This is a genomic window from Mycobacterium sp. GA-2829, assembly GCF_001499965.1.
In the GTDB taxonomy this organism is placed as follows: domain Bacteria; phylum Actinomycetota; class Actinomycetes; order Mycobacteriales; family Mycobacteriaceae; genus Mycobacterium.
The window spans coordinates 1-24,167 of the sequence record NZ_LQIT01000032.1; the positions used below are offsets into that span (position 1 = coordinate 1).

Sequence of the window (24,167 nt, forward strand, 5' to 3'; positions counted from 1 at the left end):
GCCCGGCTCGGTGGTGACGGTGACGACCGGCGGCTCGGCCGGTGGCGGCACGGCCGACGGCCCGGGCAGCGGTGCGCTGACGGGCAGCCGGGTGGTCTCGAACTCGGTGACCGGGCCGCTGTCGGTGGAGCTCCCGGTCAACGCGTAGGCCACCCCGCCGACGGCGATCGCGGCCAGCACCGCCGCGGCCAGGAAGGCGAACTGCGGCAGGTTCGACCCGCGGCGTTCCTCGACCGGCTCGTCGGCGGGCAGATACTGCACGGCGGGCCGGGCGCCGGTCAGCGGACCGTACGGGTTGTAGGCCTCGTAGTCGTCGGCGCCGGTGTAGGGCACCGGCTCCTCGGCTGCGGAATCGGCCTGTGACCAGGCCAGGGCGCGGAAGGTCGACGAGCCGGGGGCGTCGTCGATCATCGCGGTCACGGGTGCGGCGGCGGCCATCCCCGTCGGCGCCTCGGCCGCGGCGCTGTAGGCCGCGAACAGCGCCGCACCGACGGACGCGTCCAGCGCGGGCTGCCGGGTCGTCACCACCGGGGTACGGGTGTGCGCCGAGAGCTGCTGGGTGATCAGCGGAATGCTCGCCCCGCCGCCGATCGTCACGACCGCCGAGACCCCCGCCCACCCGATCCGGGACCGCTCGAGCGCGGCGTCGAGTGCGGCCAGCACCCCGGCCAGGGGCTGCTGCAGCAGCTCCTCGAGTTCGGTGCGAGTGACGCGGATCGTCGAGTGATAGCCGGGCAGGTCGGCGGCCACGTCGACGGCGGTCTCGGCCGACAGCCGCTCCTTGGCGGTCCGGCACTGCTCGCGCAGCCGGGTCAGGGAACCGACCGCCGCGGTGCCCGCCGGATCCACCCCGCCCGCGTCGCCGATACCGGCCAGCACGTGGGTGAGCAGCGCCTGATCGATGAGGTCACCGGAGAACTCGGTGAACCGGGTGGTCTCGTCGACGGGTTCGAATCCGGCCGCGGCGTCGGCGAGCGTGATGCTGGTGCCGCTGCCGCCGAAGTCGAGCAGCGCCACCACCCCGCTGGCGGGCAGGCCGGGGTTGGCGTGCAGTGCGGTCAGCGACGCCACCGCGTCGGACACCAGGCGGGCCGGGGTGCCGTTGGGCGCGAACACGGGGTTGGCGCGCAGCGCGTTGCGCAGCGCGTAGACCGTCGAGGTGCCCCAGTGCGCGGGCACGGCGATCGCGATGTCACCCCCGGTGTCGCCGTACGCCTCGGAGACCAGCGCGTCGAGCGCCTCGACCAGCAGCGCCTCGGCGCGGTAGGAGGTGCCGTCGGCGGCGACCAGCGGCACCGGGTCACCGACGCGTTCGACGAAGCCGTCCATGACCACGCCGGGGGTGTTCTCGGCGGGTGCGCCGACGGCCGGCGTGCGATCACTGAACAAGGTCAGCGTCGAACGCCGCATCACAGGTTGACTGCCGACTCGTGCCGCAACCAGGTTGGTGGTCCCGATCGACAAGCCCAACGGGTCGCTCATCGGGTCACCACCCTAGTGGCACCCGCGCACGCTCGCCGTCAACCCCTCGTTTCGGCGGGTTCGGTGGAGGGAAAACCGTCGCATGACGTCTCTGTGGCTGGCCGGCCGCCCCGAGCAGGCCCTCCCGCCCAATCCCCTCGACGAAACCAACCGCACCGCTGACGTGGTCGTCGTCGGCGCCGGGCTCACCGGGCTGATCACCGCGGTCCTGCTCGCCCGCGCGGGCCGCGACGTGCTGGTGCTCGAGGCGTATCGCGCCGGGGCGGGCGCAACGGGTAACACCACCGCCAAGATCAGCCTGCTGCAGGGCACGAAGCTGTCGAAGATCGTCGGCAAACACGGCGCGGACATCGCCAGAAAGTACGTCGAGGGCAACCTCGAGGGCCAAGAGTGGCTGGTTCAGCGCTGCGCGGGCCACGGCATCTCGGTGCAGCGCGAGGACGCGTTCACCTACGCGCAGTCGGCCAAGGGGATCCCCGCGGCGCGGGCCGAGCTGGAGGCCTGTCAGGCCGCGGGGCTGGACGCCGAGTGGGTCGACGACTCCTATGGGTCCGAGGTGCCGTTCCCGTTCGAAGGCGGTGTGCGGCTGGGCGATCAGGCACAGTTCGATCCGATGCCGTTGCTGGACAGCCTGATCGTCGAGCTCGACGAACGCGGCGGCCGGCTGGTGCAGGGCGTGCGGGTGCAGCGGGTGTCGGGCGCCGACGACCGTCTCACCGTGCACGTGCGCACCTCGGAGGGCCACGAATTCGAGGTCAGCACCCGACAGTGCGTGCTGGCGACGGGCATCCCGATCCTCGACCGCGGCGGATTCTTCGCGAGGCTCAAACCCTCGCGGTCGTACTGCATGGCCTACAAGGTGCCCGGCGCCGTGACCCGCGGGATGTATCTGTCCACCGACTCCCCCACCCGGTCGGTTCGGTACGCGCCGACGCCCGACGGGGAGCGGTTGATCGTCGGCGGCGCAGGGCATCCCGTCGGCCGCGAGAAACATCCGTCGTCATCGGTGCAGGAACTCGACGAGTGGGCCAAACAGCATTATCCGGGGGCGATGCAGACCAATTACTGGTCCGCACAGGACTACACGCCCGCCGACGAACTGCCCTATGTGGGACCGATCCTGCCCGGACACGAGAAGATCTATGTCGCAACGGGTTTCGACAAGTGGGGCATGACCAACGGCACGGCTGCCGCGCTCGCGCTGTCGAGCACGATCCTCGGCGGCCGGATGGACTGGGCGGATGCGTTCGCCAGTTGGAGTCCGCACGAGCTGTCGGGGATCCCGAAGGCGGTGCAGGCCAACGTCGAGGTCGGCTTCAACCTGGCGAAGGGGTGGATCACGCCGGTGACGCGGATCGTCGACCGCACCCCGAAGTCCGGCGGTGTGGTCAGCGGGCCGCCGTGGGCGTTGGAGGGCCGCTGTGTGGTCGACGGTGTGGAGCACCGGGTGTCGCCGGTGTGTCCGCACTTGGGCGGCATCGTCAACTGGAACGACTCCGATGAATCGTGGGAGTGCCCGCTGCACGGGTCCCGGTTCGCGCCCGACGGCACGCTGCTCGAGGGCCCGGCGACGCGGGACCTCACGCGGAGTCAGTGACCGGTTCGTCCGGGAACACCTTGCGCATCACCGCCGAGGCCACACTGCCGACGACGATCAGCGCGATACCGACGGCGTCCGACGTCGCGTCGGACACCCAGCCGATGATCCCGGTTATCACGATGAACACCGGCAGCCAGTCGAGGGCCCGCGCCCACGAGGCGGTGCTCTCCCCCGTGGCGCGGTCGGGGTAGAAGTCGGTGAATGCCCCGGCGAAGATGATCGCGCCCAACGGCACGATCCAGGTGAACCAGAAGTTGTCGTTGTCGCCGAGGACCGCATCGCTGTAGGCGCCCGCCGCCGCGGACACCACGAACGCACCCGCCCACACCGCGGAGATCACGTAGTTGATCCGCAGGAACAGCGGGCTGTCCCAATGTTCGCGCGGTGCGGTGTCTTTCGCATAGGCCAGCGTGAAGGGGCGGCGGATCGCGAGGGTCAGCAACGCGAACGCGGCCAGCGCGATGTTGCTCAACTCGCCGGACCACAGCGCCAGCCAGTCCACAGCGGCATCGGAGGCGACGAGACCGAGGACCGCCAACACGCCGAAGAACACCGCCCCGAACACTTCGAGTGCGTGCACCGGCACACCGCGGCGCTTGCCGACCCACAGCGTCAGCAGCGTCAGGCCCAGCGCCGCGGAGGCGGCCTCCTCGAAGCGGCCGGGTCCCACGACGATCGCCATGAGGATCCACGGTGCGAGACCCGCCAACGGCGATCTGACATATCCGTCAATCAACTTCATGATCGGACCTTATGCCGCCGGGCCCCGGTTGTGTTGTGATGTCGGCCATGGGTGACATCGACGAGATCAAACGCGTGAAGTACCGGTACCTGCGCGCGCTGGACACCAAGGACTGGGCGACGTTCGAGGACACGCTCACCGAGGACGTCGAGGGTGACTACGGCGAATCGCTGGGCGAGGACCACCGGTTCACCGACCGGGCGGCGTTGGTGTCGTTCATGCGGACCTCCCTTGGTCCGGAGGTGATCACCGAACACCGCGTCGATCATCCGGAGATCACCGTGGACGGCGACGAGGCCACGGGCACCTGGTATCTGCAGGACCGGGTGATCGCGCCGGACTTCAATTTCATGCTGATCGGCGCGGCGTTCTACCGTGACCGTTACCGCCGCACGCCCGACGGCTGGAAGATCTGCGCGACGGGATACGACCGCACCTACGACGCGAGCATGTCGTTGGAGCACTTGGACTTCAAACTCAAACGCGGTCGGGCGCTGAACCTGTAGTCACTTCGCGATCGCGATCACCGCCCCGGGCCGCAGCCACCGCATGATGTCGACGAGGGTGCCGTCGGCGATGGCCACGCACCCCGCGGTCGGCCCGCCACCGGTGGTGTGCACGAAGAACGCGCCACCGTTGCCCGGTACGCGGGCCTTGTTGACGCCCATGACGACCGCATGCCGGTACTGCGGTATGTCCAGGTTCTCGGTGCCCGAACTCGGCGAGGTGTTGAACCGGCACTCGTCCTTCTTGCAGACCTGCATGGTGTTGTAGGTGGGGCTCTTCATGTCCCCGTCCCACCAGTGGTCGGGGCCGACCTGGACGTAGGGCAGCCCGCTGCCCGGGTTGGGTTCGGTGCCGAACGCGAAGTCGAGCGTGAACACCCCCATCGGCGTCTTCATCTCACCGTCATGGGTCTGCGGCGCCATCCCGTTGGCGCCGATGAACGTGTCGATGCCTGCGGCGACCGGCTGCCAGCCCGCGCCGGTGCGTTGATAGACGTCCGTCTTCGCCGACGAACCGCCAACGCCGACAACGGATATCACCTGTGTGGCGCCGCCGACCGCGGAGGCGAACCACGGCGCCGCGGCGGATGCGGCCGGTGCGCCCGCGGCCAGCAGCAGCATGGCGGCGCACAGCAGGGTCGACAGTCGGCGCATCCCCACCATCCTGGGCGGGGCGCCTCTCGTTCACGTCAACGTTCGGACACGATCGGGTCGCGACCCAGCGTCCGGTCCAGCCACGCCGACCACTCACGCTCGGCGCTGGCGATGTCGGGCGCGGTGTCGCCGTAGAGGTAGAGGCACACCATGGCCCCGGCGGTCTCGCCCATCGGATAGGCGCCGACGGCCGCGATGCCCGGCCCGGGCCGGTCGAGGCGCAGCATCACCTCCCGCGCGGTCCGCGTGTGGTGGATCCGCTCGACGGTTCCGGTGAAATCGACTGTCGGGTCGGTGTTTTCCACTCGTTCACCGACGTCGCGTCCGGCCACGCCGAGTCCGGACGCCAGCCGCGCCCACGCGTCGGCGACGTCGCCGGCCCCTTCGCTCATGACCCGTACCGTCGCCGCTCGCCATCCCGCGAAGTCACGCAGGTAGAGCCGCAGCACCTCGAAGAACCCCGGCCAGCCGTGCTCGAAGCTCTCGAGTTCGTCGTTCCAGTCGTCGGAGTCGGTGAACAGGCTGTGCACCATGCGGATCACGCACTGGTCACCGCTGCGGCTGCGGATGGTGATCTCGGTGGCCAGCGGCCCGGGGGAGCCGATGCTGCTCCAGTCGTGCTCTTCGTAGGTGAGCCGCCGTGGCGGATCCCAGCCGGTGACCACCCCGTGTTGTGATGCGCCGCAGCCGAAGTCGAAGTGCAGTGCGCCGCCGACGCGTTCGTCGACCGTGGTGGGCGCGAACCAGGCGCTCATCCCCGGACCGGTCGCGATCGCGTCCCACACCTGCTCCGGGGTGCCGGGCACCAGGACCTCCATCTCGACCCAGCGGCGTCCGTCGTCCTCCCGTATGGGCATCACGCATCCTCCTGGTTCTTCGGTAGTGGATAGGCGGCCAGCATCAGCCGGTGCGCCCTGCCGTCGGGCGCGCTGTCGTCGTGGTAGCGGGCGACCAGCGTGGTGACGGCCTCGGACAGTTCGCGGCTGAAGGCGGCGCGGTCGGCGGCGCTCCGGAACCGGACTGTGGCATCGAGCGAGAGGGTGGCCAGACGTTTGTCCCTGGCGCGCGCCTCGCGCCACAGGTCGCCGACCTCCTGTACCGCGCGAGCGGCCAACGCGATCAGATAGCTCGCCGACACCCGGTCGCGGGCGCGCCCGGGGTTTGCGGCGGCCGCCCCGAGCGCGCCGGGCGACACCACGTACGACGACGCGGTGGCCACCAGCAAGCGTTCCTTGAGCCCACCCCACTTCCGTTCCCCGGCGACGGTCACCAGCTGATGACTTTCCAACGCCCGTAGGTGGTAATTGACCTTCTGCCTGGGGATTCCGATGCGGGTCGCGAGTGCTGCGGCCGACGCCGGCTCGGCCAGTTCGGCGAGCAGCCTGCTGCGCACCGGGTCCAGCGCGACGACGGCCGCGGACGGGTCCGCGATCACCTCCACCTCGAGCACATCGCCATGGTCTTCTTGACAAAAAGTTTTGTCAAGGGCTCGGGCGGCTACGTTAGCCGGATGGACTTGGGTATCCGCCGCCGCGGCAGAGGGCTCCGTCAGATCGGCAAGGGGCTGGGGAGCCTCGATCGCGAGGTCTTCGAGGCGGTGGCCGAATCGCCGAGCCCGCTGCTCGACGCGACGATGCCGCGGCTGACCCGCGCCGCCGACCACTCGAAGCTCTGGTTCGCGATCGCCGCCGGACTGATGGCCGTGGGCGGACCCCGGACCCGTCGCGGCGCCACCCGCGGAGTGCTGTCGCTGGCGGTCACCAGCCTCGTCGCCAACCAGGGCGCCAAGCGGATCTGGAAGCGGGCGCGGCCGAGCTACCTGCTGGTCCCGTTGGCGCGGCGCAGCAAGCGCTTCCCCACGTCCAACTCCCTGCCGTCGGGTCACTCGGCGAGTGCGGCGGCGTTCGCGGTCGGTGTCGGATTGGAGACCCCGCCGGTCGGTTTGGCAGTGGCGCTGTTGGCCGGTCTGGTCGGGATGTCCCGGGTGGCCACGGGTGCGCACTACCCCGGCGACGTGTTCGCCGGGTTCGGCCTCGGCGCAGCGATCGCGGTGCTCGGCGGCCGGGTGGTGCCGCCGACGACCCCCACCAAGCTGCCCACCGCCCGACCGCTGCGGGCGCCCCCCCCCCCCCCCCCGGACGGCGCCGGGGTGGTGCTGGTGATCAACCCGGCGTCGGGCAGCGGCAGCGGGGCCCGGGTGGCCGACGAGGTCCGCGACGCCCTGCCGCGCGCCGAGATCGTCGAACTCGGCGAGGACGACGATCTCGCCGAGGTGCTCCGCGATGCGGCCGCACGCGCCGAGGTGCTCGCGATCGGCGGCGGTGACGGCACGGTGGCGACCGCCGCGAGCATCGCCAAGGCGGCCGGCCTCCCGCTCGCGGTGTTCCCCGCGGGCACGTTCAACCACTTCGCCAAGGACGTCGGCTGCGACTCGGTGGCCCGTACGGTCGACGCGATCCGGCGCGGCAGCGTCGCGTGTGTGGATCTGGTGTGCCTCAACGAGGAGCACATGGTGATCAACACCGCCAGCATCGGCGCCTACCCGCAGTTCGTGCAGACCCGGGAGAAGCTCGAGCACAAGGTCGGTAAACCACTGGCGGGGTTGTATGCGATGTTCCACACGCTGCGTCGCGGCGAACCGGTGCGGATCAGCTACGACAACGAGACGTTGCAGACGTCGCTGTTCTTCCTGGGCAATTCGACCTATCTGCCGTCGGGTTTCGCCCCGGCGCAGCGGCACCGGATGGACGACGGGCTGCTCGACGTGCGGATCCTGGAGACCGGTAAGCGATTCGCCCGGTTGCGGATCATCACCGCGCTCGTCCTCGGCCGGTTGACCCGCAGCCCGCTCTACCACGAGATGCGGGTACCGGAGTTCTCGTTCACCGCCGTCGACGGGCCGACGGAACTCGCCTGTGACGGTGAGGTGGGCACCGAGGTCGAAACCGCCACCTTCAGCGCGCAGTACCGGGTGCTGCCGGTTTTCCGTCCACTCGATTGACCCGCGGCGGGTACCAGAGCGTGCACCCGACGACGTAGGCGTAGCCCAACGCCCAGCCGGCCACGACGTCGGACGGGTGGTGCACGTTGAGCACGACGCGCCCCGCCCCGATCGTCACGACGATCAGCACGCCCGCCGCGACCACCCACGGTCGCAGCGCGGGCCGCAGCAGCGGCAGCACCACGGCCAGCACCGCCAGCACGATCACCATGGTGCCCAGGGCGTGGCCCGACGGGAACGACGACGACTGCGCGTACACCAGTGCACTCGCCGGCCGTGGCCGGTCGGCGATCGCCTTGGCGACGACCAGCAGCAGTCCGGACAGTTCGACGGTGAGCAGCAGGTACAGCGCGAGCCGCCGGTGCCGCCGCAGCCACAGCACCACGATCACGACGATGCCCGCGAGCCGTGCCACCGTCGGGCCGAACACGATGCAGTACACGTCCCAGGCGGCCACCCATGCGGGGTGGGCGATGCCGAAACGGGCGAGCGGCTCCAGGGCCGCCCGATCGGCCGCGGCCAACCACTCCCACTGTTCGGCGTACCCGATCCACATCAGGACGAAGACCCCGACGGCCAGCACCGCCGATCCGGCGAGCCACGTGCGGTTCACGAGAGCAGCGTCATCATCGCCGCGCCCGCCAGTCCCGCGCCCAGGTCAGTCCCGCCACGAAGACGACGACGGTGATCGCGACCCCGGCCACCACCGCCCGTTCCGAGACGTCGTCGACGTCCTGGCGGGTGACCATATCCACTCACGCTACCGATCCGATTACCCTCACTGGTCATGGCGGTCTTCCTGCGCAAGTTGTTCCGCATCGGCAAGCTGCCCGACGAGATCCGCGCCGAGGCCGAGGCCGAGGGGATCCTCCTGCTGTCCGAGTTCGTGCCCGTGACCCGCCGGTTCACCGGGTCGATCCCCGGTAAGCGGGCCTCGGGCAGCGTGTCGGGCTACACCGGTGCGCTGGTGCTCACCCGTGACCGGGTGGTGGCGACGCTGTCGACGGTGCCCGGGCTCGCGGGCCGCACCGTCGACCAGCGGTGGGACGCCCCGCACAGCGGTCCGGTGAGCGTCGAGATCGGCTCGACGGGAGTGCAGTTCGACGTCGACGTCAACGAGGTCGACCCACGCTGCCACGGCACGCTGTCGCTGCACTACAAGACCGAGATCGCCGACCACGTGCTCGCCGAGTTGCCCGCGCGCACGCTGTCGTTCGGTGTCCCGCCGGAATGGGTGTTCCGCGCGGTCGGGGTGCCGTACCGGCCGTGAACCCGCCGGATATTGCGCTCACGGCTGTGCCCGCACGGACATCCACGACCGTGAGCGCAATCTCTGGCGGACGCGTGAGCCGAACACTTGCCGATCCGCCGGTGAACCGCTTTCGTGGACCAGCGTGACCGCACACAAACCCCCGCCGCGCCCCGCCAACGTGCTGATCGTCCACTGGCACGACCTTGGCCGGCATCTCGGCGCCTACGGCCACTCGGATGTGCACAGCCCCCGCCTCGACCGGTTGGCCGCCGATGCCATCCTGTTCACCCGTGCGCACGCCACCGCGCCGCTGTGCTCACCGTCGCGCGGATCGTTGTTCACCGGCCGGTATCCGCAGAGCAACGGGTTGGTCGGGCTGGCCCACCACGGCTGGGAGTACCGCGCGGGTGTCCGGACGCTGCCGCATGTTCTCAGCGAAAACGGTTGGCACACAGCGTTGTTCGGGATGCAGCACGAAACGTCGTATCCGGCCAAGCTGGGGTTCGCGGAGTTCGACGTGTCCAATTCCTACTGCGAGTACGTCGTCGAACGGGCCACCGAGTGGTTGCGGGCCGCACCGCGGGAGCCGTTCCTGCTGACCGCGGGGTTCTTCGAGACCCACCGGCCGTATCCGCGGGAGCGCTACGAACCCGCCGACGCGGCGACCGTGGAACTGCCCGACTACCTGCCCGACGACGACGCGGTGCGCCAGGACCTCGCCGACTTCTACGGGTCGATCACCGTCGCCGACGCCGCGGTCGGGGAACTGCTCGACACGTTGGAGGCCACCGGACTGGACGCGAGCACCTGGGTGGTGTTCATGACCGACCACGGCCCGGCGATGCCGCGGGCGAAATCGACCCTCTACGACGCGGGCACCGGCATCGCGATGATCATCCGACCGCCGCGCGACGCGGGCATCGCCGCCGGTGTCTACGACGATCTGTTCAGCGGGGTCGACCTGATGCCCACCCTGTTGGACGTCCTCGGTGTCGACATCCCCGAGGACGTCGAGGGCCTTTCGCACGCCGACAATTTGCTGGGCGGACCGGAGAAAACTCGCGAAGTGCGCACCGCGGTGTACACGACGAAGACGTATCACGATTCCTTCGACCCGATACGGGCCATCCGGACAAAGGAATTCAGCTACATCGAGAATTACGCACAACGGCCGCTGCTCGACCTGCCGTGGGACATCGCCGAGAGCGCGCCGGGCCGCATCGTCGGACCGCGATCGGCCACCCCGCGTCCCGAACGCGAACTCTACGATCTGCGCACCGATCCGTCGGAGCGGAACAACCTGTTGACGTCGCACGACAATGGTGACGCTGAGACCGTCGCGGGCGATCTGGCGCTGCTGCTCGACGAGTGGCGGGTGAAGACCAACGACGTCATCCCGTCCGATTTCGCGGGCACCCGGATATCCGAGAGGTATACCGAGACGTATCTGCGAATTCAGGGCCGGGCGGTGACGAGCCGGTCGGCGATCGCCGCCGAACGCGGTATCGATGATGAACGCCGGTCGACGCAATAGATAAACTCATTGTGAACGAAACTGCCGGATAGCCAAGGCAAATCCGGTCCGGTTAGGCTTCCGCGCATGCCTTCGCAGCCCTCGGCATATCTGGTCCTCGCCTCCCAGCGCAGCGGCAGCACGCTGCTGGTCGAATCCCTGCGCGCGACGGGTGTGGCCGGCGAGCCGCAGGAGTTCTTCCAGTACCTGCCGCAGACCAGTCAGGCGCCGCAACCGCGCGAATGGTTCGCCGATGTCGACGACGAATCGATCCTGCGCCTGCTCGATCCGCTCGACGAGGGCAAACCGGACCTCGCGCCGTCGACCATCTGGCGGGACTACATCCGGACCGTGGGCCGCACTCCGAACGGCGTGTGGGGCGGCAAGCTGATGTGGAATCAGACCCCGCTGCTGCTCGACCGTGCCAAGGATCTCCCGGACCGCTCCGGCACCGGATTGCTCTCGGCCATCCGCGACGTCGTCGGCTCCGATCCGGTACTCGTGCACGTCTACCGGCCCGACGTGATCTCACAGGCCGTGTCGTTCTGGCGGGCGGTGCAGACCCGGGTGTGGCGCGGCCGCCCCGACCCGACGCGGGATGCGCGGGCGGAGTACCACGCCGGGGCCATTGCGCACGTGGTGCGGATGCTGCGCGCGCAGGAGGAGGGCTGGCGCACCTGGTTCGCCGAGGAGGACGTCGAACCGCTCGACGTGCCGTATCCGGTGTTGTGGCGCAATCTGACCGAGGTCGTCGCCGACATCCTCGAGCGGCTGGGCCAGGACCCCCGGCTGGCGCCCGCGCCCGTGCTCGAACGCCAGGCCGACCAGCGTTCCGACGAGTGGGTCGACCGCTACCGCGCCGATGCGCAGAGAGACGGGTTGCCGACATGACGACCACCGACGTCGACGCGTTACGCGTCGACGAACTGCGCCTGCTCGAGGCCGAAGCCGTCCACATCATCCGCGAGGTGGTCGCCGAACTCGAACGACCCGTGCTGCTGTTCAGTGCGGGTAAGGATTCGATCGTGCTGCTCCGCTTGGCGGAGAAGGCTTTTCGACCCGCACCGCTGCCGTTCCCGGTCATGCACGTCGACACCGGGCACAACTTCGACGAGGTAATCGAGTTCCGGGACCGCCGGGTCTTCGGGCACGGCCACAACCTCATCGTCGCCTCGGTGCAGGAGTCGATCGACAGGGGGCGGGTCCCCGATCCGGGTCCGGGCGCCTCGCGTAACCGACAGCAGACCCGCACACTGCTCGACGCGTTGGAGGCGGGCGGTTTCGACGCCGCGTTCGGCGGTGCCCGCCGCGACGAGGAACGCGCCCGCGCCAAGGAGCGCATCCTGAGTTTTCGCGACGAGTTCGGCCAGTGGGATCCGCGTGCGCAGCGCCCCGAACCGTGGTCGCTCTACAACGGGCGGATCAAGAAGGGTGAGCAGGTCCGGGTGTTCCCGTTGAGCAACTGGACCGAACTCGACGTGTGGCGCTACATCGCACTGGAGAACCTCGAACTGCCGTCGATCTACTTCGCCCACCAGCGCGAGGTCTTCGAACGCGACGGCATCCTGCTCGCTGTTTCGCAGTACGTGCAACCCGGCGACGGGGAGTCCGCCGCGGTGGAGTGGGTGCGCTACCGCACCGTCGGGGACCTGACGATCACCGGGGCGGTGCGCTCGGAGGCCACCGACATCGAGCGCGTGATCGCCGAGATCTCCGCGGCCACGGTGTCCGAACGCGGTGAGACCCGCGCCGACGACCGCACATCCGTTGCGGCGATGGAGGATCGGAAACGCGAGGGGTACTTCTGATGAGCACGCGCCAATTGCTCCGCATCACCACCGCCGGATCCGTCGACGACGGAAAGAGCACGCTCATCGGCCGGCTGCTGCACGACACCGACAGCCTGCCGCTCGACCACCTCGAAGCAGTCACCGACGCAGAAGGCATCGCGGATCTGGCCGCACTGTCGGACGGTCTGCGCGCCGAACGCGAACAGGGCATCACGATCGACGTCGCCTACCGGTTCTTCTCCACCGAGAACCGCAGCTACATCCTGGCCGACACCCCGGGCCACGAGCGCTACACCCGCAACATGTTCACCGGGGCGTCGAATGCGCACGTGGCGGTGCTGCTGGTCGACGCCCGCGCCGGGGTGCTGCGGCAGACCAACCGGCACGCCCGCATCGCGAAACTGTTGGGGATCAAACACTTCGTCGCGGCGGTCAACAAGATCGACCTCGTCGACTTCGACGGTGGCCGGTTCGCCGAGGTGTCGACCGAACTGCAGCAGCTCTCCAGACGCCTCGGCGGCCTCGACATCACGGTCATCCCGATCGCGGCCAAACACGGCGACAACGTCGTGCACCGGTCCGACCGCACCCCCTGGTACGACGGTCCGACGCTGCTCGAGTACCTGGAGAACGTCGAACTCATTGCGCCGCAACCCGAGCCGCGTAAGTTGCGGCTGCCGGTGCAGTGGGTGTCGCGGCCGACCGCCGACCAGCGCCGGCGCTACACCGGCAGGCTGTCGGCGGGCACCCTGAGTGTCGGGGACACGGTGATCAGCCTGCCCGCGGGGACCCGGTCCACGGTCACCGTGGTCGACACCCTCGACGATGACCGCCCCGTCGCGGTCGCACCGCTGTCGGTGTCGATCGAGCTGGCCGACGACATCGACGTCGGTCGCGGTGACGTGCTCGTCAGCGGCGCCGAGGACGCCACCCTGCCGGTGCCGGCGCGCGAGCTCGACGCGACGGTGTGCTGGTTCTCCGACACCCCGTTGCGCGCGGGCGACCGGTTGGCCCTCAAACAGGGCACCGGCACCGTGCGTGCGACCGTGCAGGCCCTGCACACCCGCCTGGACCCGGAGACGCTCGACGAGTTCGACAATCCGGTCGAGTTGGTGCTCAACGACATCGGGTCGGTGACGCTGCGCACCAGTTCGGTTGTCGTGGCCGACGCCTACGCCGACAACCGGGACAGCGGCGCGTTCATCCTGATCGACGAGTCGAGCAACGACACCGTCGGCGCGGGCACCATCATCGAGCCGCGCGAGGTCAAACCCGGCGCACAGACCCGTAACGACATCCGCTGGCACCCTTCGTCTCTGGACCGTACGCATCGCTGGGCCTCGACAGGTCAGCGCGGTGCGACCATCTGGTTCACCGGCCTGCCGGCTTCCGGGAAGTCGACCATCGCGGTCGCGGTGGAACGCGCCCTCGTCGAATCCGGTCAGGTGGCGTACCTGCTCGACGGCGACAACATCCGCCACGGCCTGTCCGACGATCTCGGATTCTCCGCCGGTGACCGCGCCGAGAACATCCGCCGCGTCGGCCATCTCACCCGCCTGTTCGCCGACGCCGGTGTCGTCGCGCTGGCCTCGTTGGTGTCGCCGCTGCGCTCCGACCGGGAGATCGCCCGCACCCTCAACGATGCGGCGAAGTTGCCGTTCCTGGAGGTGTACGTCGCCACCCCGGTCGAGGAGTGCGAAAAGCGCGATCCGAAGGGCCTTTACGCGCGGGCCCGCGCGGGTGAGCTCAAAGGGTTGACGGGTGTGGACGCCCCCTACGAACCACCCGAGAACCCGGATCTGGTGCTCGACACCACCGGTGCGGACATCGCCGACCTCGTCGCGCAGGTGATCGACCTGCTGAACAGCAGGCGCTAACCCACCCGCGCGACGACGAACACCCGACGGAAGGGGAAGAAGGTCCGGCCGTCGGGGCGCCGCGGATAGGACGCCTCGAGCAGCGGGACTAGTTCGGTGCGGAACCGCTCCCACTGCGCATCGTCGAGCCGCGCGCGCACCGGCCGCAGCGCGGTGCCGGTGATCCAGTCCAGCACAGGATGCTCACCGGTCAGCTCGTGGATGTAGGTGGTCTCCCACGCGTCGACGGTGCACCCGGCGTCGGTGAGCAGGCCGGCGTAGCCGGCCGGGGTGTCGACGACCTCGCCCACCCGGAACGGGATGTCGTGCAGCAGCGCCGCCCACGGTTCCCGCCGCGCCAGGGTGCGCACGACCTCGTGCGACGGGGCCTCGAAGTTGCCCGGCACCTGCATCGCCACCCACGACCCAGGCGCCAGTGCCGCGGCCCAGCGCGTCAACAGGTCGCGGTGTTCGGGCACCCACTGCAGGGTCGCGTTGCTGAGCACCACGTCGGTGTCCGGGCGCGGGGTCCAGTCCCGCACGTCGCCGAGGTCGGCGGGCACCCCGTTCTCGCGGGCCGCCGCCACCATCTCCGGCGAGTTGTCCCACGCCTCGACCGTCGCGTCCGGCCAGCGGCGGTGCAGGGTGGCGGTCAGATTGCCTGGGCCGCAGCCGAGGTCGACCACACGGCGCGGACGGTCGGCGTCGACGCGGGCCAGCAGGTCGTAGAAGGGCCTACCGCGGTGGTCGGCGAAGGACAGGTACACCTCGGGGTTCCACATACCCGCCGATTCTGCTCCCCCGGCGCGGGTGCCATCATCGAGTCGATGGACGAACCCGAATCGGTCCGCCGGATCTGGCAGGCGCTGGCCCTGCCCGGCGTCATCGACGTGCACACGCATTTCATGCCGAAGAACGTGATGGACAAGGTGTGGAAGTACTTCGACGACACCGGACCGCTGATCGGCCGGTCCTGGCCGATCACCTACCGCAGCGACGAACAGGAGCGGCTGCGCACGCTGCGGTCCTTCGGCGTGCTGGCCTTCACCTCGCTGGTCTACGCGCACAAACCCGAGATGGCCGCCTGGCTGAACCAGTGGGCGGCCGGATTCGCCGCCGCGACGCCGGACTGCCTGCGCACCGCGACTTTCTATCCGGAACCGACCGCGCCCGGTTATGTGCGCGCCGCGCTGGAATCCGGCACCCGGGTGTTCAAGGCGCACGTCCAGGTCGGCGACTACGACCCGACCGACCCACTGCTCGACGAGGTGTGGGGGCTGATCGCCGACGCGGGCACCCCCGTCATCATCCACTGCGGGTCGGGTCCCGCGCCCGGCACGTTCACCGGACCGGGGCCGATCCGCGCGGTACTGGAACGCCACCCCCGCCTGCGTCTGGTCATCGCTCACATGGGCGGTCCGGAGTACACCGAGTTCCTGGACCTCTGCGAGGATTTCGAACAGCTGCACCTGGACACCACGATGGCGTTCACCGGGTTCACCGAGGAAACAATGCCGTTCCCGCAGGGCGAGTACGCGCGGCTACGAGCGATGGGCCACCGCATCCTGTTCGGCAGTGACTTCCCGAACATCCCCTACGGCTATGCCCACGCCATGTCGGTGCTCACCGAGCTGCCGGACGTCGATGACGACTGGTTGCGCAACGTGTTCCATGACAACGGGTTTCGTCTGTTCGGTTCGGTAGCACGAGGAGAGGCCATGCCATGACCGACGCGCAGACCCCCGCCGGGGTTTCGCCGATCCCCGTCCCGGACGTCCCCGGCGGTGACGCGGGGGCGCGTGGCCTCCCCCACCGCGGCGACCTCACCACCCGGCAGCGCCTGATCGTCGACGCGTCGGCGGTCGCGGACCTCGCCCTGCGGACCGGGGTCGCGTCGATGGTGGGTGCGGCGATGCTGCCGTCGGTGATCGCATCCGCGGTGCGGCCGGCAACGACTCGCGCCGACACCGAACACCTACGGTTCTACGCCGAACTGGCCGCCGCACAAGACCCGGACCTGTCGTTCCCCGCACCAACCGAGCCGCCCCGTGTCTCCTCGCGGCCCGCCAACCCCGTCGCCGAGTGGACCGCCCACGGCCACGTGCACAACATCCGGTTCCGCAGCAGTTTCCAAGCGGTCAATCCGGCGCTGCGCGACCGGTGCCGCGGGTATGAGCGCAACAACATCGTCCACGCCCAGCACTGGCGCCATCACGACGGCCCGCGGCCGACGCTGTGCGTCATCCACGGCTTCATGGGCTCGGCGTACCTGTTCAACGGCCAGTTCCTGTCGCTGCCGTGGTTCTACCGGTCGGGATACGACGTGCTGCTGTACACGCTGCCGTTCCACGGGCGGCGCGCCGAGAAGTACTCGCCCTACAGCGGATACGGCTACTTCGCCAGCGGGTTCGCCGGCTTCGCCGAGGCGATGGCCCAGGCCGTACACGACTTCCGGTCGCTGATCGACCACCTCGAGTTCACCGGTGTCGACCGGATCGCCGTCACCGGCATCTCGTTGGGCGGGTTCACCTCCGCGCTGCTGGCCGCGGTCGACGACCGGATCGATGCCGTCGTCCCCAACGTCCCGGTGGTCACCCCCGACCGCACCGTCGACGAGTGGTTCCCCGCCAACAAACTGGTGGCGCTCAACCGTCGGATCGCCCGCCTGGACCCCGACCTGGAAGCGGCGGCGTCGCGGTATCCGTCGCCGCTGAACTACCGCCCGCTGGTCCCGCGGGACCGCCGGTTGATCATCACCGGGCTCGGGGACCGGTTGGCGCCGCCGCAACAGGCCGAACTGCTGTGGCGGCACTGGGACCGGTGCGCATTCCACTGGTTCCCCGGCAACCACCTACTGCACGTGAGCCAACCGGACTATCTCCGCCGGATGACGCGCTTCCTGAGCGAGTTCATGTTCGACTGAGCGTGAGGCGGAAGCTACGCAGGAGAAGTGCGAGTAGCGGCCTGCGGGACGTCAGTCTCGCGGACATCGACGGTCCAGCTCAACCCGTTTCCCGTGAAACCGGCGGGCGTGCCCTCGAGCCGTTCGTGTGCGAGCGGGTGCATCGCCTCCAACGCGGGCCGGTGCCTGCCGTACTGCGGTGTCAGCCCGGGTGCGGGCGCCTTCGCGGCGGGCCGGTCCGCGGTGCGCACCGCACATCCGCCGATGACCTCGGGACGCATTGCACCGCCGACGATGTCGAGTGCGGTCCACGTCTCGACGGCGGGCAGCGCCGCGACCCCGGCGAGCGTATCGTCGTCCACCGCCATCCGGTAGGCCGCGACATGTCCGTCGTCGCTGCGCATCCCGCGCCAGGTCTCCCGCGCCGACGCGGGCACCGGCGATGCGGTCTCGCCGACCGGGGTGACCGTCCACCCGAGTTCGCGCAGATGGTCGGTCAGGCGACGCGCGGCGATCTCGGTGGTCTGGCGCAACGGCATCCGCGCGGACCGGGCGCGCAGGGCGTCGAGGTTGTCGGCGGCGCCGACGGTCAGCGCGATCCACGTGGTGCGCGCACCGGCGGCGTCGCGGCTGACGATCCGCACCTTGTGCGCGCGGATCCCGTACCGGTCGACGTAACCGGCGAGCAGCGGCAGCGGTAGTTCACCGGACGCCGCACCGTCGACGCGCAGCGTCACCGTCGCGAAATGCTCCGAGTCGGCGGGGGTGCGGCCGCCGCGACGGTTGCGGCGCAGGATCGCGATGCGGCGCCGCAGCATCGTGGTCACGAAAAGCCCGCGCCACCAGGCGAACAGCGCCACGACGACGGCGACGGCCACACCGAGCAGCCACTTGTCGGTGGTCGACTGCCACGGGTACGCCAGCGCCGCCGGGATGGCGAACAGCAGCGCCACCGTGATCCTGGCCGTCATGAGGCCTCGTCCTTTCGTCGTCGCGTCCACACCACGGCGCCGAGCGCCGTGAGTGCGAGTACCGCGGTGCCGATCAGGGCAACCGTCCGCGGGGTGGTATCGGGTTCGGGTGGGACCGGCGGCGCGGCAACGGGTTTCGGCTCCGTGCCCGCGGCGGTGTCCGTAGGCAGCTGCCAGGTGAGTGCGGCGACGGGGTCGACGCTGCCCGCGCCGACCACGTTCGACGGTGAGCGGGGAGCGCCGTGGGCGGTCGCGGTCAGACGCTCCACCACCTGTTCGGCGGTCAATTCGGGGAACCGGCCGCGCACCAGCGCCGCGACACCGGAGACGTAGGCGGCCGCATAGCTGGTCCCGCTGACCGGGTACAGCTCGTCGCGGTCGTTGGGTAGCCCGTTGGCCAGCCCGCCGTCGGGACCGTTGCCCACCGAGCTGATGTCCTCACCCGGTGCGGCGATCCCGACCCACGGACCGGACATCGTGAACTCCGACGGCTGACCGGTCGTGGTCAGCGACCCCACCGACAGCACGTAGGGCTGCCACCATGACGGGATCGACACCGATGTGACGCCGGCCCAGTTGCGGGGATCGGCGGGGCGGCTCGCGTCGCCGAGCGGATTGGACTCACACGACGACCCGGTGTTCATGCCGGTTCGGTTGTTGCGGGCGGCGGCCAGATTGTTGCCTGCGGCGGCGATGATGACCGCGTCTTTCTCACGAGCCGCATACCGCAGCGCCGCACCGAGTTCGGTCTGGTCCACGGCCTTACCCGCGGGCAGGCAGCTGACCACCGAGATGTTGATGACGCGTGCGCCGAGGTCGGCCGCTCGCACCACCGCGCGGGCCAGGCTGGCGACGTCGGCGGCCGCCCGGGACACCGCGGGGTCCTCCCCCGGGTTCGCGGGGGCGAAGCGTGCGGAGTTCTGCCGGATCGACACGATGCGGGCACCGGGCGCCACGCCGGAGAACCCGTCGTCACCGGGCTGGCCGGCGATCAGGCCGGCGACCATGGTGCCGTGCCCGTCGCAGTCGGTGAGCCCGTCGGTCGAGCCGAGGTAGTCGCCGCCGGCTTCGACGTTCGGCAGCCGGGGGCCGGGCTTCACCCCGGTGTCGATGACCGCGACGGTCTGGCCGTCACCGCGGCTGTGCCGCCACGCCCCGGTCAGGTTGAGCGCCAATTGGTTCGGGCTCACCGCGCCGGGATCGCTGCCGGGCAGCACACCGCCGACGACGCAGTCGCCGCGCTGGGCCATCGGCTGGACGGGTCCGGCCGCACCCGAGGGCGGTGTCGCCGCCGGATCGACCTCGGGTGGGGTCACCGCCACCGCGGGCGGCGCGCCGAGCAGCGCGACCGCACCGACGACGGACAGCAGGGCGAGCGGTCGGATCACCTGTTGAGCACCCAGGTGAACAGTCCGACGAGGACGGCCATCACGGGGATCAGCGAGGCGTCCACACCCGCGGCGGCGAAGCCGACCAGGCGCCGCATCGGTAGCGAGTACGTCTCCGGCGAGGCGATCGACGGGTTGAGCGCGACGACCACCCAGACCACGACGATCAGCGCGGTCGCGCCGAGCGCCCACCAGGCGGCGTCGAACCGGTCGGTGGCCGCGAACAGGACCAGCAGCGCCACGGACAACAGCAGCGGGTGCGCCAGCAGCCACGCCTTGCAGGGCACCGAATCCCAGACGCGGGCGCGCAGCACCGCGCCGACCGCGGCGGCCGCCACCACGTACCAGGCCCACCCCGACACGTTCTGCTGCCCGACGAGCAGCAGCGAACCGGTCACGCTGAGCAGCACACCGGCGGCCAGGAACCCGGTCTGGTGCGACTGGCTCATCTGCACCCGGCGCGGCAGGTCCTCGAGCACCCGCAGCGGCTGCGCCGACGGCGTCGGATCACCGGGTGCGGGCAGCACCGGCAGCGGGAAACGCGCGCACATCGCCGACAGCTGCGCGGCCTGCACGGTGACGAGCAGCCCGGCCAGGATCAGCACACATCCGCGCAGGGTGTCCGACAGCGTCCACACCGATGCGGCGGCGGCGGTCAGCAGCACCGCCAAACCTGTTGCGGCCGTTGCGGTGAACACCGCCACGGCGCGGTCGCCGGTGGTCAGGCTGATGACCGACCACGCGGTGACGCCCGCGGCGGCGAGCAGGATCTGCGCGGCGCCGAATTCACCGGGGACGGCGAGGGCGAATGCGGCGGCCACCGCGGGCAGCGCGACGAGTCCGAGGGCACTGGCCAGCGCGGGCGCGGCGGCGCGGCTGAGCAGCGCACCGAGCACGGCCAGCACCGCCACGGCGCACACCACGATCAGCCCGATCCCGCTGTCGGTGACGAGGCGGTGCGCGACGCTGACGCCGGTGGCGACCAGCAGCAGACCCAGCACGGCGACCGCGGCGACCCGTTTGATGTGCGCGGGACCCCACCGCCTGTCCTGGGCGGCGGAGAAGATCACCGCCGCGTCGGCGATGTCCTCGACGATGCGGGGCGCCGCCGGGCCTGCCGGAACCGGTTGCAGCACGAGCAGATCGCCGTCGACGACCCCGACGGTGTCCAGCGTCGCGTCGAGGCTGAACGCGGCGCCGCCGACCGGCGCCAGGCTCAACCGTTCCGGCCGGACGTCACCGTCGTCGTGCGGGCGGGCCATGGCCTGCACGGCGGGCAGGATCTCGCGCAGCGGCAGATCGGCGGGCAGCGCCATCTCGGTCAGCCGGCCGCCGTCCTCGCCGCCCGCGAGTACGGCCACCCGCACGATCGGCATCACAGTGTTGTCGGACATTCTCGTGTTCTCGGTTCTCTCGTGTCTTCGTGGTCGAAATCGCGGGTGAGGGGTTGGTCGGGGAACCACGGGCCGCTGGGCAGCGATCCGGTCAGGCGTTCGGCGGCCGCGGCGATGGCGAACGGGGTGCCGGGCGCGAACGCCGACACCCATTCGCCGTCGAACGCCCGCGTCGGGCTCACCAGAACCCGGCCCGCGGTGGTGTCGACGACGCTCACCCCGACCTGTGTGGTGACGCGGTGCCCGTCGCGATGCTCACCGGCGACGATCTCCACGTAGGTCCGGTCGGTGCCGAACGCGGCCTCCACGACGGGGCGCGCCGACGCCGGGATACCGAGGAAGTCCAGCACCTCGGCCAGCGGTGCGCCCTGCCGGATCCGTTCGTCGGCGCGGGACCCGACATCGGTCGGCAGCGTGAACTCCGGGAAGCGGGCCGGGCGGCGTCCCGACAGGCCCGCGCAGAGCACCGGGACCAGCGCCTCGGGGTGGTCGATCTCCATCCGGGTGAAGGTCACCAACGAACCGCTGCGCAGCGCGACGACGGTCCGTCCGGCCCGCCGGGCCACTACGCCGCGCAGCAGCGCACCGCGGCCCGAGACGAACCGCAGATCCAGCCATTGCTCGGCACGGCACACCACGCGGATCCAGTCGGCCACGGCGGCGTCGACCGTGCCGTCGCCGGACAGCACACCGAGCGCTTCGAGCGCCGCCGTGGTCTCGGCGGCGAACGGGGCCCGGTCGGCCTCCTGGCTGTAGGGCGGGGTGATCGCCAGCACCCACGGCAGTGATCCGGCGCCGATGCTCTCGGCGACGAACCACGCCTGGGCGGCGGTCAGTTCAACGGCGTTGGGACCCACAGGACTTACGAACCCGCGACCCGGAAACCGGTCAACCCCACTTGGCGCCCTCGGCCTGGTCGCGGGCGCTCATCGACATGGTGTTCATCTCGTGCGTGCCGGCCATCGCCCGGTACGCGCGGACCAGTTCCTCGAGGCTGGCGTTCCACTGGGTCTGCCACGCCTGGTACGTGGTGCCCGAATCGCCCTGCCAGGCACCGGCCAGTGCGGCCTGCTCGCTGGCGATGTCGGCACCGACGGCGGCCATCGCACCGGCGAAGCTGTTCATCTCCGCGGCGTGCGCGAGCATCGCCGGGTAGTTGTACATGATCTGGGACATCGGAATCTCCTGTGTCTGGTGCGGTCGGCTCAGATGGCGGTGTAGGTGCTGGCGGCCGCGGCGTCCTCGGCGACGTAGGTGCCCGCGGCGTCGCCGAGGTTGACCTGCGCGATGTCGAGCAGCGCGTTGATCCGCGCGGAGACCTCGATGAAGCGGGCGTGGGCGGCCTGGAAGGCCGCCGAGGACTCACCCATGTGGAACGCCTGCGAGGACTGTGCGGCCTGTTCGGCCTGCGCCATGGTGCTGCGCATCAGCGCGGCCTTGGCGCCGAAGGCCGCCTCGGAGGCGACGATCTGGGGGATGTGGGCGTCGAGCATGCTCATAGCTGTTCCTTTCGGAGAAGTCGAAGTCGGTGTGTTGCAGCCGTTTTGCTCAGGTGCGCGCCCCTCCCTCCGGGCTCTCGCCGTCGGGTGGCCACGTTCCGGGCAGCATCGGGTTGACCGGGCTGTCGCCGAACGCGTCCGAGGACAGGGTCGTCAGCCCGGCGGCCCGTGTGTCGGTGTCCCCGGGTGCGGTGCCGGTGAAGCCCATCGGCCCGGCACCGCGTGCCGACGCGGCGACCCGCGGCTCCTCGACGACCGGCGGCGCTTGCGGGTCCTCCTCGTAGTCCATGTACGCGTCGGCGTATCCGCGACCTTTGACCTCGGTGGCCTTGCGGCGCCTGCGCTTCCGGCGTGCGGCCGCAGCAGCGGCGGCGGCGGCCGCCGAGGCGGCCGTGATGTCACTCGCAGGCGCCCTGGCCCCGGTCGTATCGCGCACGGTCGGGGTGAAGCCCTCCCCCGGATCGCCGCCGCGCACCGCGTACGGCACGAACGGGGCGGCGGCCGCCGCGGCCGCGGGCGCGGCCGGTGCGGGTGCGGGTGTGCCCGCCGGTGCCGGGGCCGCGGCGGGCGCGGCGGTCGGTGCGGGCACCCCGGCCACCGGCACCAGTTGCGGTTCGGACCGCGGCGCCGTCGCGGGTGCCGGTTCCTCCTGCGGCGCAGGGGGTTGCACCTCGTCGGGTTTGAGCGCGTCGATGATCAGTACCAGCCCGGCAATCCCGAGCGGGATGAGCGCGGCGAGCAGGAACGGCGAGGCGAAGATCATCGCCCACGTCGGCCACCCGACCAGGTTGGTGAACACCTGGTAGGCGACGGCCGACAGCAGCGGACCCCAAGTGACCAACGCGCCGGCCGGGTTGGTCATGAAGTCGTTGAGCAGCGTCTGCAGGTTGCCCATCGGGTCGCGCAGGAAGTCGATGATCTCCTGACCGCCCGGCACGTTCTTGAGGTACATCTCGAGCAGCTGGGTGATAAGGTTCGAATTGTCCAGCGCCGAACCGGATTCGGTCGCCTGCGCCTGGGCGCCGACCTGGGTGAGCGAGGCCATCGCCTGCCCAGCCTCGCCGACGCCGGGCGCCAGCAGCAGCGGTGCGGGTGTCGTGGTCGGTGCGGCGGCCACGGCGGCGCTCGCGACGGCTTGGTAGGTGCTCATGCTGGTGGCGGCCTGGATCCACATTCGGACGTAGTCGGCCTCGTTGACTGCGATCGGGATCGTGTTGATGCCGAGGAAGTTCGTCGCCAGCAGGACCGCGTGGGTGGCGTGGTTGGCCGCCAGTTCGCCGAGGGTGGGCATGGTCGCCAACGCGGTGGTGTAGGCGGCGGCCGCGGTCTCGTGTTGCGCCGCGGTGGCCGCGCTGTTGGCGCTGGCCTGCGCCAGCCACGCCAGGTACGGGGTGTGCGCGGCGACGTACTGTTCGGCGCTCGGCCCCTCCCACGCCCCGGCCTGGACGGCACCCAGTATGCCGGTGAGTTCGGCGGCGGCCGAGGCGTATTCGGCGCTCAGCGACTGCCATGCCCCCGCCGCAGCCAGCAGCGACCCGGGGCCGGGGCCGCTGGACAGCAGCGCCGAGTGCACCTCGGGTGGCAGGGCCATGAAGATGGGGGCGGTCACGACAACCT

Annotated in this window: 25 protein-coding genes; 10 read left to right on the forward strand and 15 right to left on the reverse strand. The window is 70.5% G+C overall.

The genetic code is table 11. From position 1 onward, the window contains the following. A partial coding sequence (locus AU194_RS18990) for an Hsp70 family protein (RefSeq protein WP_059090810.1) occupies positions 1–1,482 on the reverse strand: 1,482 nt, incomplete at its 3' end. Positions 1,483–1,564: 82 nt separating this feature from the next. Between AU194_RS18990 and AU194_RS18995 the strand changes: the two genes are divergently transcribed. Then, positions 1,565–3,079 carry an FAD-dependent oxidoreductase gene (locus AU194_RS18995; protein ID WP_059090811.1) on the forward strand — a complete coding sequence of 505 codons (1,515 nt, stop codon included), beginning with the start codon at positions 1,565–1,567 and terminating at the stop codon, positions 3,077–3,079. Here AU194_RS18995 and AU194_RS19000 read toward each other — a convergent pair. Beyond that, on the reverse strand, positions 3,063–3,764 hold the full coding sequence (locus tag AU194_RS19000) for a hypothetical protein (protein WP_059090863.1): 702 nt from the start codon (positions 3,762–3,764) through the stop codon (positions 3,063–3,065). The two genes, AU194_RS18995 and AU194_RS19000, sit on opposite strands and share 17 nt — an antisense overlap. A gap of 107 nt (positions 3,765–3,871) precedes the next feature. Here AU194_RS19000 and AU194_RS19005 point away from each other — a divergent pair, with 107 nt between their 5' ends. After that, on the forward strand, positions 3,872–4,330 hold the full coding sequence (locus tag AU194_RS19005; protein ID WP_059090864.1) for a nuclear transport factor 2 family protein: 459 nt from the start codon (positions 3,872–3,874) through the stop codon (positions 4,328–4,330). Here AU194_RS19005 and AU194_RS19010 read toward each other — a convergent pair whose 3' ends face one another. From AU194_RS19010 to AU194_RS19020, 3 genes are read right to left on the reverse strand one after another with little or no spacing between them, the layout of a single operon-like run. Further along, entirely contained in the window at positions 4,331–4,984 is a 654-nt protein-coding gene (locus AU194_RS19010; protein ID WP_059090865.1) for a L,D-transpeptidase, read from the reverse strand. A gap of 35 nt (positions 4,985–5,019) precedes the next feature. Further along, positions 5,020–5,841: an SRPBCC domain-containing protein gene (locus tag AU194_RS19015; protein ID WP_231743478.1), complete on the reverse strand. Its 822-nt coding sequence runs from the start codon at positions 5,839–5,841 to the stop codon at positions 5,020–5,022. Next, entirely contained in the window at positions 5,841–6,434 is a 594-nt protein-coding gene (locus AU194_RS19020) for a helix-turn-helix domain-containing protein (RefSeq protein WP_059090812.1), read from the reverse strand. The genes AU194_RS19015 and AU194_RS19020 overlap by 1 nt, the downstream gene beginning before the upstream one ends. Before the next feature lie 60 nt (positions 6,435–6,494). Between AU194_RS19020 and AU194_RS19025 the strand changes: the two genes are divergently transcribed. Next, positions 6,495–7,985 (forward strand): bifunctional phosphatase PAP2/diacylglycerol kinase family protein, encoded by a 1,491-nt coding sequence (locus tag AU194_RS19025; RefSeq protein ID WP_059090813.1) that lies wholly within the window; start codon positions 6,495–6,497, stop codon positions 7,983–7,985. Here AU194_RS19025 and AU194_RS19030 read toward each other — a convergent pair. Together AU194_RS19030 and AU194_RS32880 are read right to left on the reverse strand one after the other, a co-directional pair. Then, entirely contained in the window at positions 7,939–8,541 is a 603-nt protein-coding gene (locus AU194_RS19030; protein WP_082698713.1) for a phosphatase PAP2 family protein, read from the reverse strand. The genes AU194_RS19025 and AU194_RS19030 overlap by 47 nt on opposite strands. 70 nt (positions 8,542–8,611) lie before the next feature. After that, on the reverse strand, positions 8,612–8,734 hold the full coding sequence (locus tag AU194_RS32880) for a hypothetical protein (protein WP_255374842.1): 123 nt from the start codon (positions 8,732–8,734) through the stop codon (positions 8,612–8,614). Positions 8,735–8,772: 38 nt separating this feature from the next. Between AU194_RS32880 and AU194_RS19035 the strand changes: the two genes are divergently transcribed. The 5 genes from AU194_RS19035 to cysC all read left to right on the forward strand — a co-directional run bounded on the left by AU194_RS19035 (position 8,773) and on the right by cysC (position 14,417). Further along, on the forward strand, positions 8,773–9,255 hold the full coding sequence (locus tag AU194_RS19035; protein WP_059090815.1) for a hypothetical protein: 483 nt from the start codon (positions 8,773–8,775) through the stop codon (positions 9,253–9,255). Positions 9,256–9,379: 124 nt separating this feature from the next. Next, entirely contained in the window at positions 9,380–10,771 is a 1,392-nt protein-coding gene (locus AU194_RS19040; RefSeq protein ID WP_059090816.1) for a sulfatase, read from the forward strand. 66 nt (positions 10,772–10,837) lie between these two features. Beyond that, positions 10,838–11,641 carry a Stf0 family sulfotransferase gene (locus tag AU194_RS19045; protein WP_059090817.1) on the forward strand — a complete coding sequence of 268 codons (804 nt, stop codon included), beginning with the start codon at positions 10,838–10,840 and terminating at the stop codon, positions 11,639–11,641. Further along, positions 11,638–12,558 carry a sulfate adenylyltransferase subunit CysD gene (gene cysD / locus AU194_RS19050; RefSeq protein WP_059090818.1) on the forward strand — a complete coding sequence of 307 codons (921 nt, stop codon included), beginning with the start codon at positions 11,638–11,640 and terminating at the stop codon, positions 12,556–12,558. The genes AU194_RS19045 and cysD overlap by 4 nt, the downstream gene beginning before the upstream one ends. Beyond that, on the forward strand, positions 12,558–14,417 hold the full coding sequence (gene cysC, locus AU194_RS19055) for an adenylyl-sulfate kinase (protein WP_059090819.1): 1,860 nt from the start codon (positions 12,558–12,560) through the stop codon (positions 14,415–14,417). Before cysD ends, cysC begins: the two co-directional genes overlap by 1 nt. On the opposite strand, the gene AU194_RS19060 is transcribed toward cysC, so the two are convergent. After that, positions 14,414–15,178: a trans-aconitate 2-methyltransferase gene (locus AU194_RS19060; protein WP_059090820.1), complete on the reverse strand. Its 765-nt coding sequence runs from the start codon at positions 15,176–15,178 to the stop codon at positions 14,414–14,416. The genes cysC and AU194_RS19060 overlap by 4 nt on opposite strands. A gap of 45 nt (positions 15,179–15,223) precedes the next feature. Between AU194_RS19060 and AU194_RS19065 the strand changes: the two genes are divergently transcribed. Next, on the forward strand, positions 15,224–16,123 hold the full coding sequence (locus tag AU194_RS19065) for an amidohydrolase family protein (protein WP_059090821.1): 900 nt from the start codon (positions 15,224–15,226) through the stop codon (positions 16,121–16,123). After that, entirely contained in the window at positions 16,120–17,319 is a 1,200-nt protein-coding gene (locus AU194_RS19070) for an alpha/beta fold hydrolase (protein WP_059090822.1), read from the forward strand. The genes AU194_RS19065 and AU194_RS19070 overlap by 4 nt, the downstream gene beginning before the upstream one ends. 14 nt (positions 17,320–17,333) lie before the next feature. Here AU194_RS19070 and eccE read toward each other — a convergent pair whose 3' ends face one another. From eccE to AU194_RS19105, 7 genes are read right to left on the reverse strand one after another with little or no spacing between them, the layout of a single operon-like run. Then, the gene (eccE, locus tag AU194_RS19075; protein WP_059090823.1) at positions 17,334–18,269 is read right to left on the reverse strand and encodes a type VII secretion protein EccE; all 936 of its coding nucleotides are present in this window, start codon (positions 18,267–18,269) and stop codon (positions 17,334–17,336) included. Next, positions 18,266–19,657, reverse strand: a complete 1,392-nt coding sequence (mycP, locus tag AU194_RS19080; protein ID WP_059090824.1) for a type VII secretion-associated serine protease mycosin — start codon at positions 19,655–19,657, stop codon at positions 18,266–18,268. Before mycP ends, eccE begins: the two co-directional genes overlap by 4 nt. Further along, on the reverse strand, positions 19,654–21,051 hold the full coding sequence (gene eccD / locus AU194_RS19085; RefSeq protein ID WP_059090825.1) for a type VII secretion integral membrane protein EccD: 1,398 nt from the start codon (positions 21,049–21,051) through the stop codon (positions 19,654–19,656). Before eccD ends, mycP begins: the two co-directional genes overlap by 4 nt. Further along, positions 21,033–21,908 (reverse strand): ESX secretion-associated protein EspG, encoded by an 876-nt coding sequence (locus tag AU194_RS19090; RefSeq protein ID WP_059090826.1) that lies wholly within the window; start codon positions 21,906–21,908, stop codon positions 21,033–21,035. Before AU194_RS19090 ends, eccD begins: the two co-directional genes overlap by 19 nt. Positions 21,909–21,939: 31 nt before the next feature. Next, the gene (locus AU194_RS19095; RefSeq protein WP_059090827.1) at positions 21,940–22,227 is read right to left on the reverse strand and encodes a WXG100 family type VII secretion target; all 288 of its coding nucleotides are present in this window, start codon (positions 22,225–22,227) and stop codon (positions 21,940–21,942) included. Positions 22,228–22,256: 29 nt separating this feature from the next. Further along, on the reverse strand, positions 22,257–22,550 hold the full coding sequence (locus tag AU194_RS19100; RefSeq protein ID WP_059090828.1) for a hypothetical protein: 294 nt from the start codon (positions 22,548–22,550) through the stop codon (positions 22,257–22,259). Between the two features lie 49 nt (positions 22,551–22,599). Further along, positions 22,600–24,159 (reverse strand): PPE family protein, encoded by a 1,560-nt coding sequence (locus AU194_RS19105; RefSeq protein WP_157576238.1) that lies wholly within the window; start codon positions 24,157–24,159, stop codon positions 22,600–22,602. Between the last annotated feature and the right edge of the window lie 8 nt (positions 24,160–24,167).

Coding starts and splice junctions, on each gene's coding strand:
- AU194_RS18995 (WP_059090811.1), top strand. CDS start 1,565: ATGACGTCTCTGTGGCTGGCCGGCCGCCCCGAGCAGGCCCTCCCGCCC.
- AU194_RS19000 (WP_059090863.1), bottom strand. CDS start 3,764: ATGGCGATCGTCGTGGGACCCGGCCGCTTCGAGGAGGCCGCCTCCGCG.
- AU194_RS19005 (WP_059090864.1), top strand. CDS start 3,872: ATGGGTGACATCGACGAGATCAAACGCGTGAAGTACCGGTACCTGCGC.
- AU194_RS19010 (WP_059090865.1), bottom strand. CDS start 4,984: ATGCGCCGACTGTCGACCCTGCTGTGCGCCGCCATGCTGCTGCTGGCC.
- AU194_RS19015 (WP_231743478.1), bottom strand. CDS start 5,841: ATGCCCATACGGGAGGACGACGGACGCCGCTGGGTCGAGATGGAGGTC.
- AU194_RS19025 (WP_059090813.1), top strand. CDS start 6,495: ATGGACTTGGGTATCCGCCGCCGCGGCAGAGGGCTCCGTCAGATCGGC.
- AU194_RS19030 (WP_082698713.1), bottom strand. CDS start 8,541: ATGTGGATCGGGTACGCCGAACAGTGGGAGTGGTTGGCCGCGGCCGAT.
- AU194_RS32880 (WP_255374842.1), bottom strand. CDS start 8,734: ATGGTCACCCGCCAGGACGTCGACGACGTCTCGGAACGGGCGGTGGTG.
- AU194_RS19035 (WP_059090815.1), top strand. CDS start 8,773: ATGGCGGTCTTCCTGCGCAAGTTGTTCCGCATCGGCAAGCTGCCCGAC.
- AU194_RS19045 (WP_059090817.1), top strand. CDS start 10,838: ATGCCTTCGCAGCCCTCGGCATATCTGGTCCTCGCCTCCCAGCGCAGC.
- cysD (WP_059090818.1), top strand. CDS start 11,638: ATGACGACCACCGACGTCGACGCGTTACGCGTCGACGAACTGCGCCTG.
- cysC (WP_059090819.1), top strand. CDS start 12,558: ATGAGCACGCGCCAATTGCTCCGCATCACCACCGCCGGATCCGTCGAC.
- AU194_RS19060 (WP_059090820.1), bottom strand. CDS start 15,178: ATGTGGAACCCCGAGGTGTACCTGTCCTTCGCCGACCACCGCGGTAGG.
- AU194_RS19065 (WP_059090821.1), top strand. CDS start 15,224: ATGGACGAACCCGAATCGGTCCGCCGGATCTGGCAGGCGCTGGCCCTG.
- AU194_RS19070 (WP_059090822.1), top strand. CDS start 16,120: ATGACCGACGCGCAGACCCCCGCCGGGGTTTCGCCGATCCCCGTCCCG.
- eccE (WP_059090823.1), bottom strand. CDS start 18,269: ATGACGGCCAGGATCACGGTGGCGCTGCTGTTCGCCATCCCGGCGGCG.
- eccD (WP_059090825.1), bottom strand. CDS start 21,051: ATGTCCGACAACACTGTGATGCCGATCGTGCGGGTGGCCGTACTCGCG.
- AU194_RS19095 (WP_059090827.1), bottom strand. CDS start 22,227: ATGTCCCAGATCATGTACAACTACCCGGCGATGCTCGCGCACGCCGCG.
- AU194_RS19100 (WP_059090828.1), bottom strand. CDS start 22,550: ATGAGCATGCTCGACGCCCACATCCCCCAGATCGTCGCCTCCGAGGCG.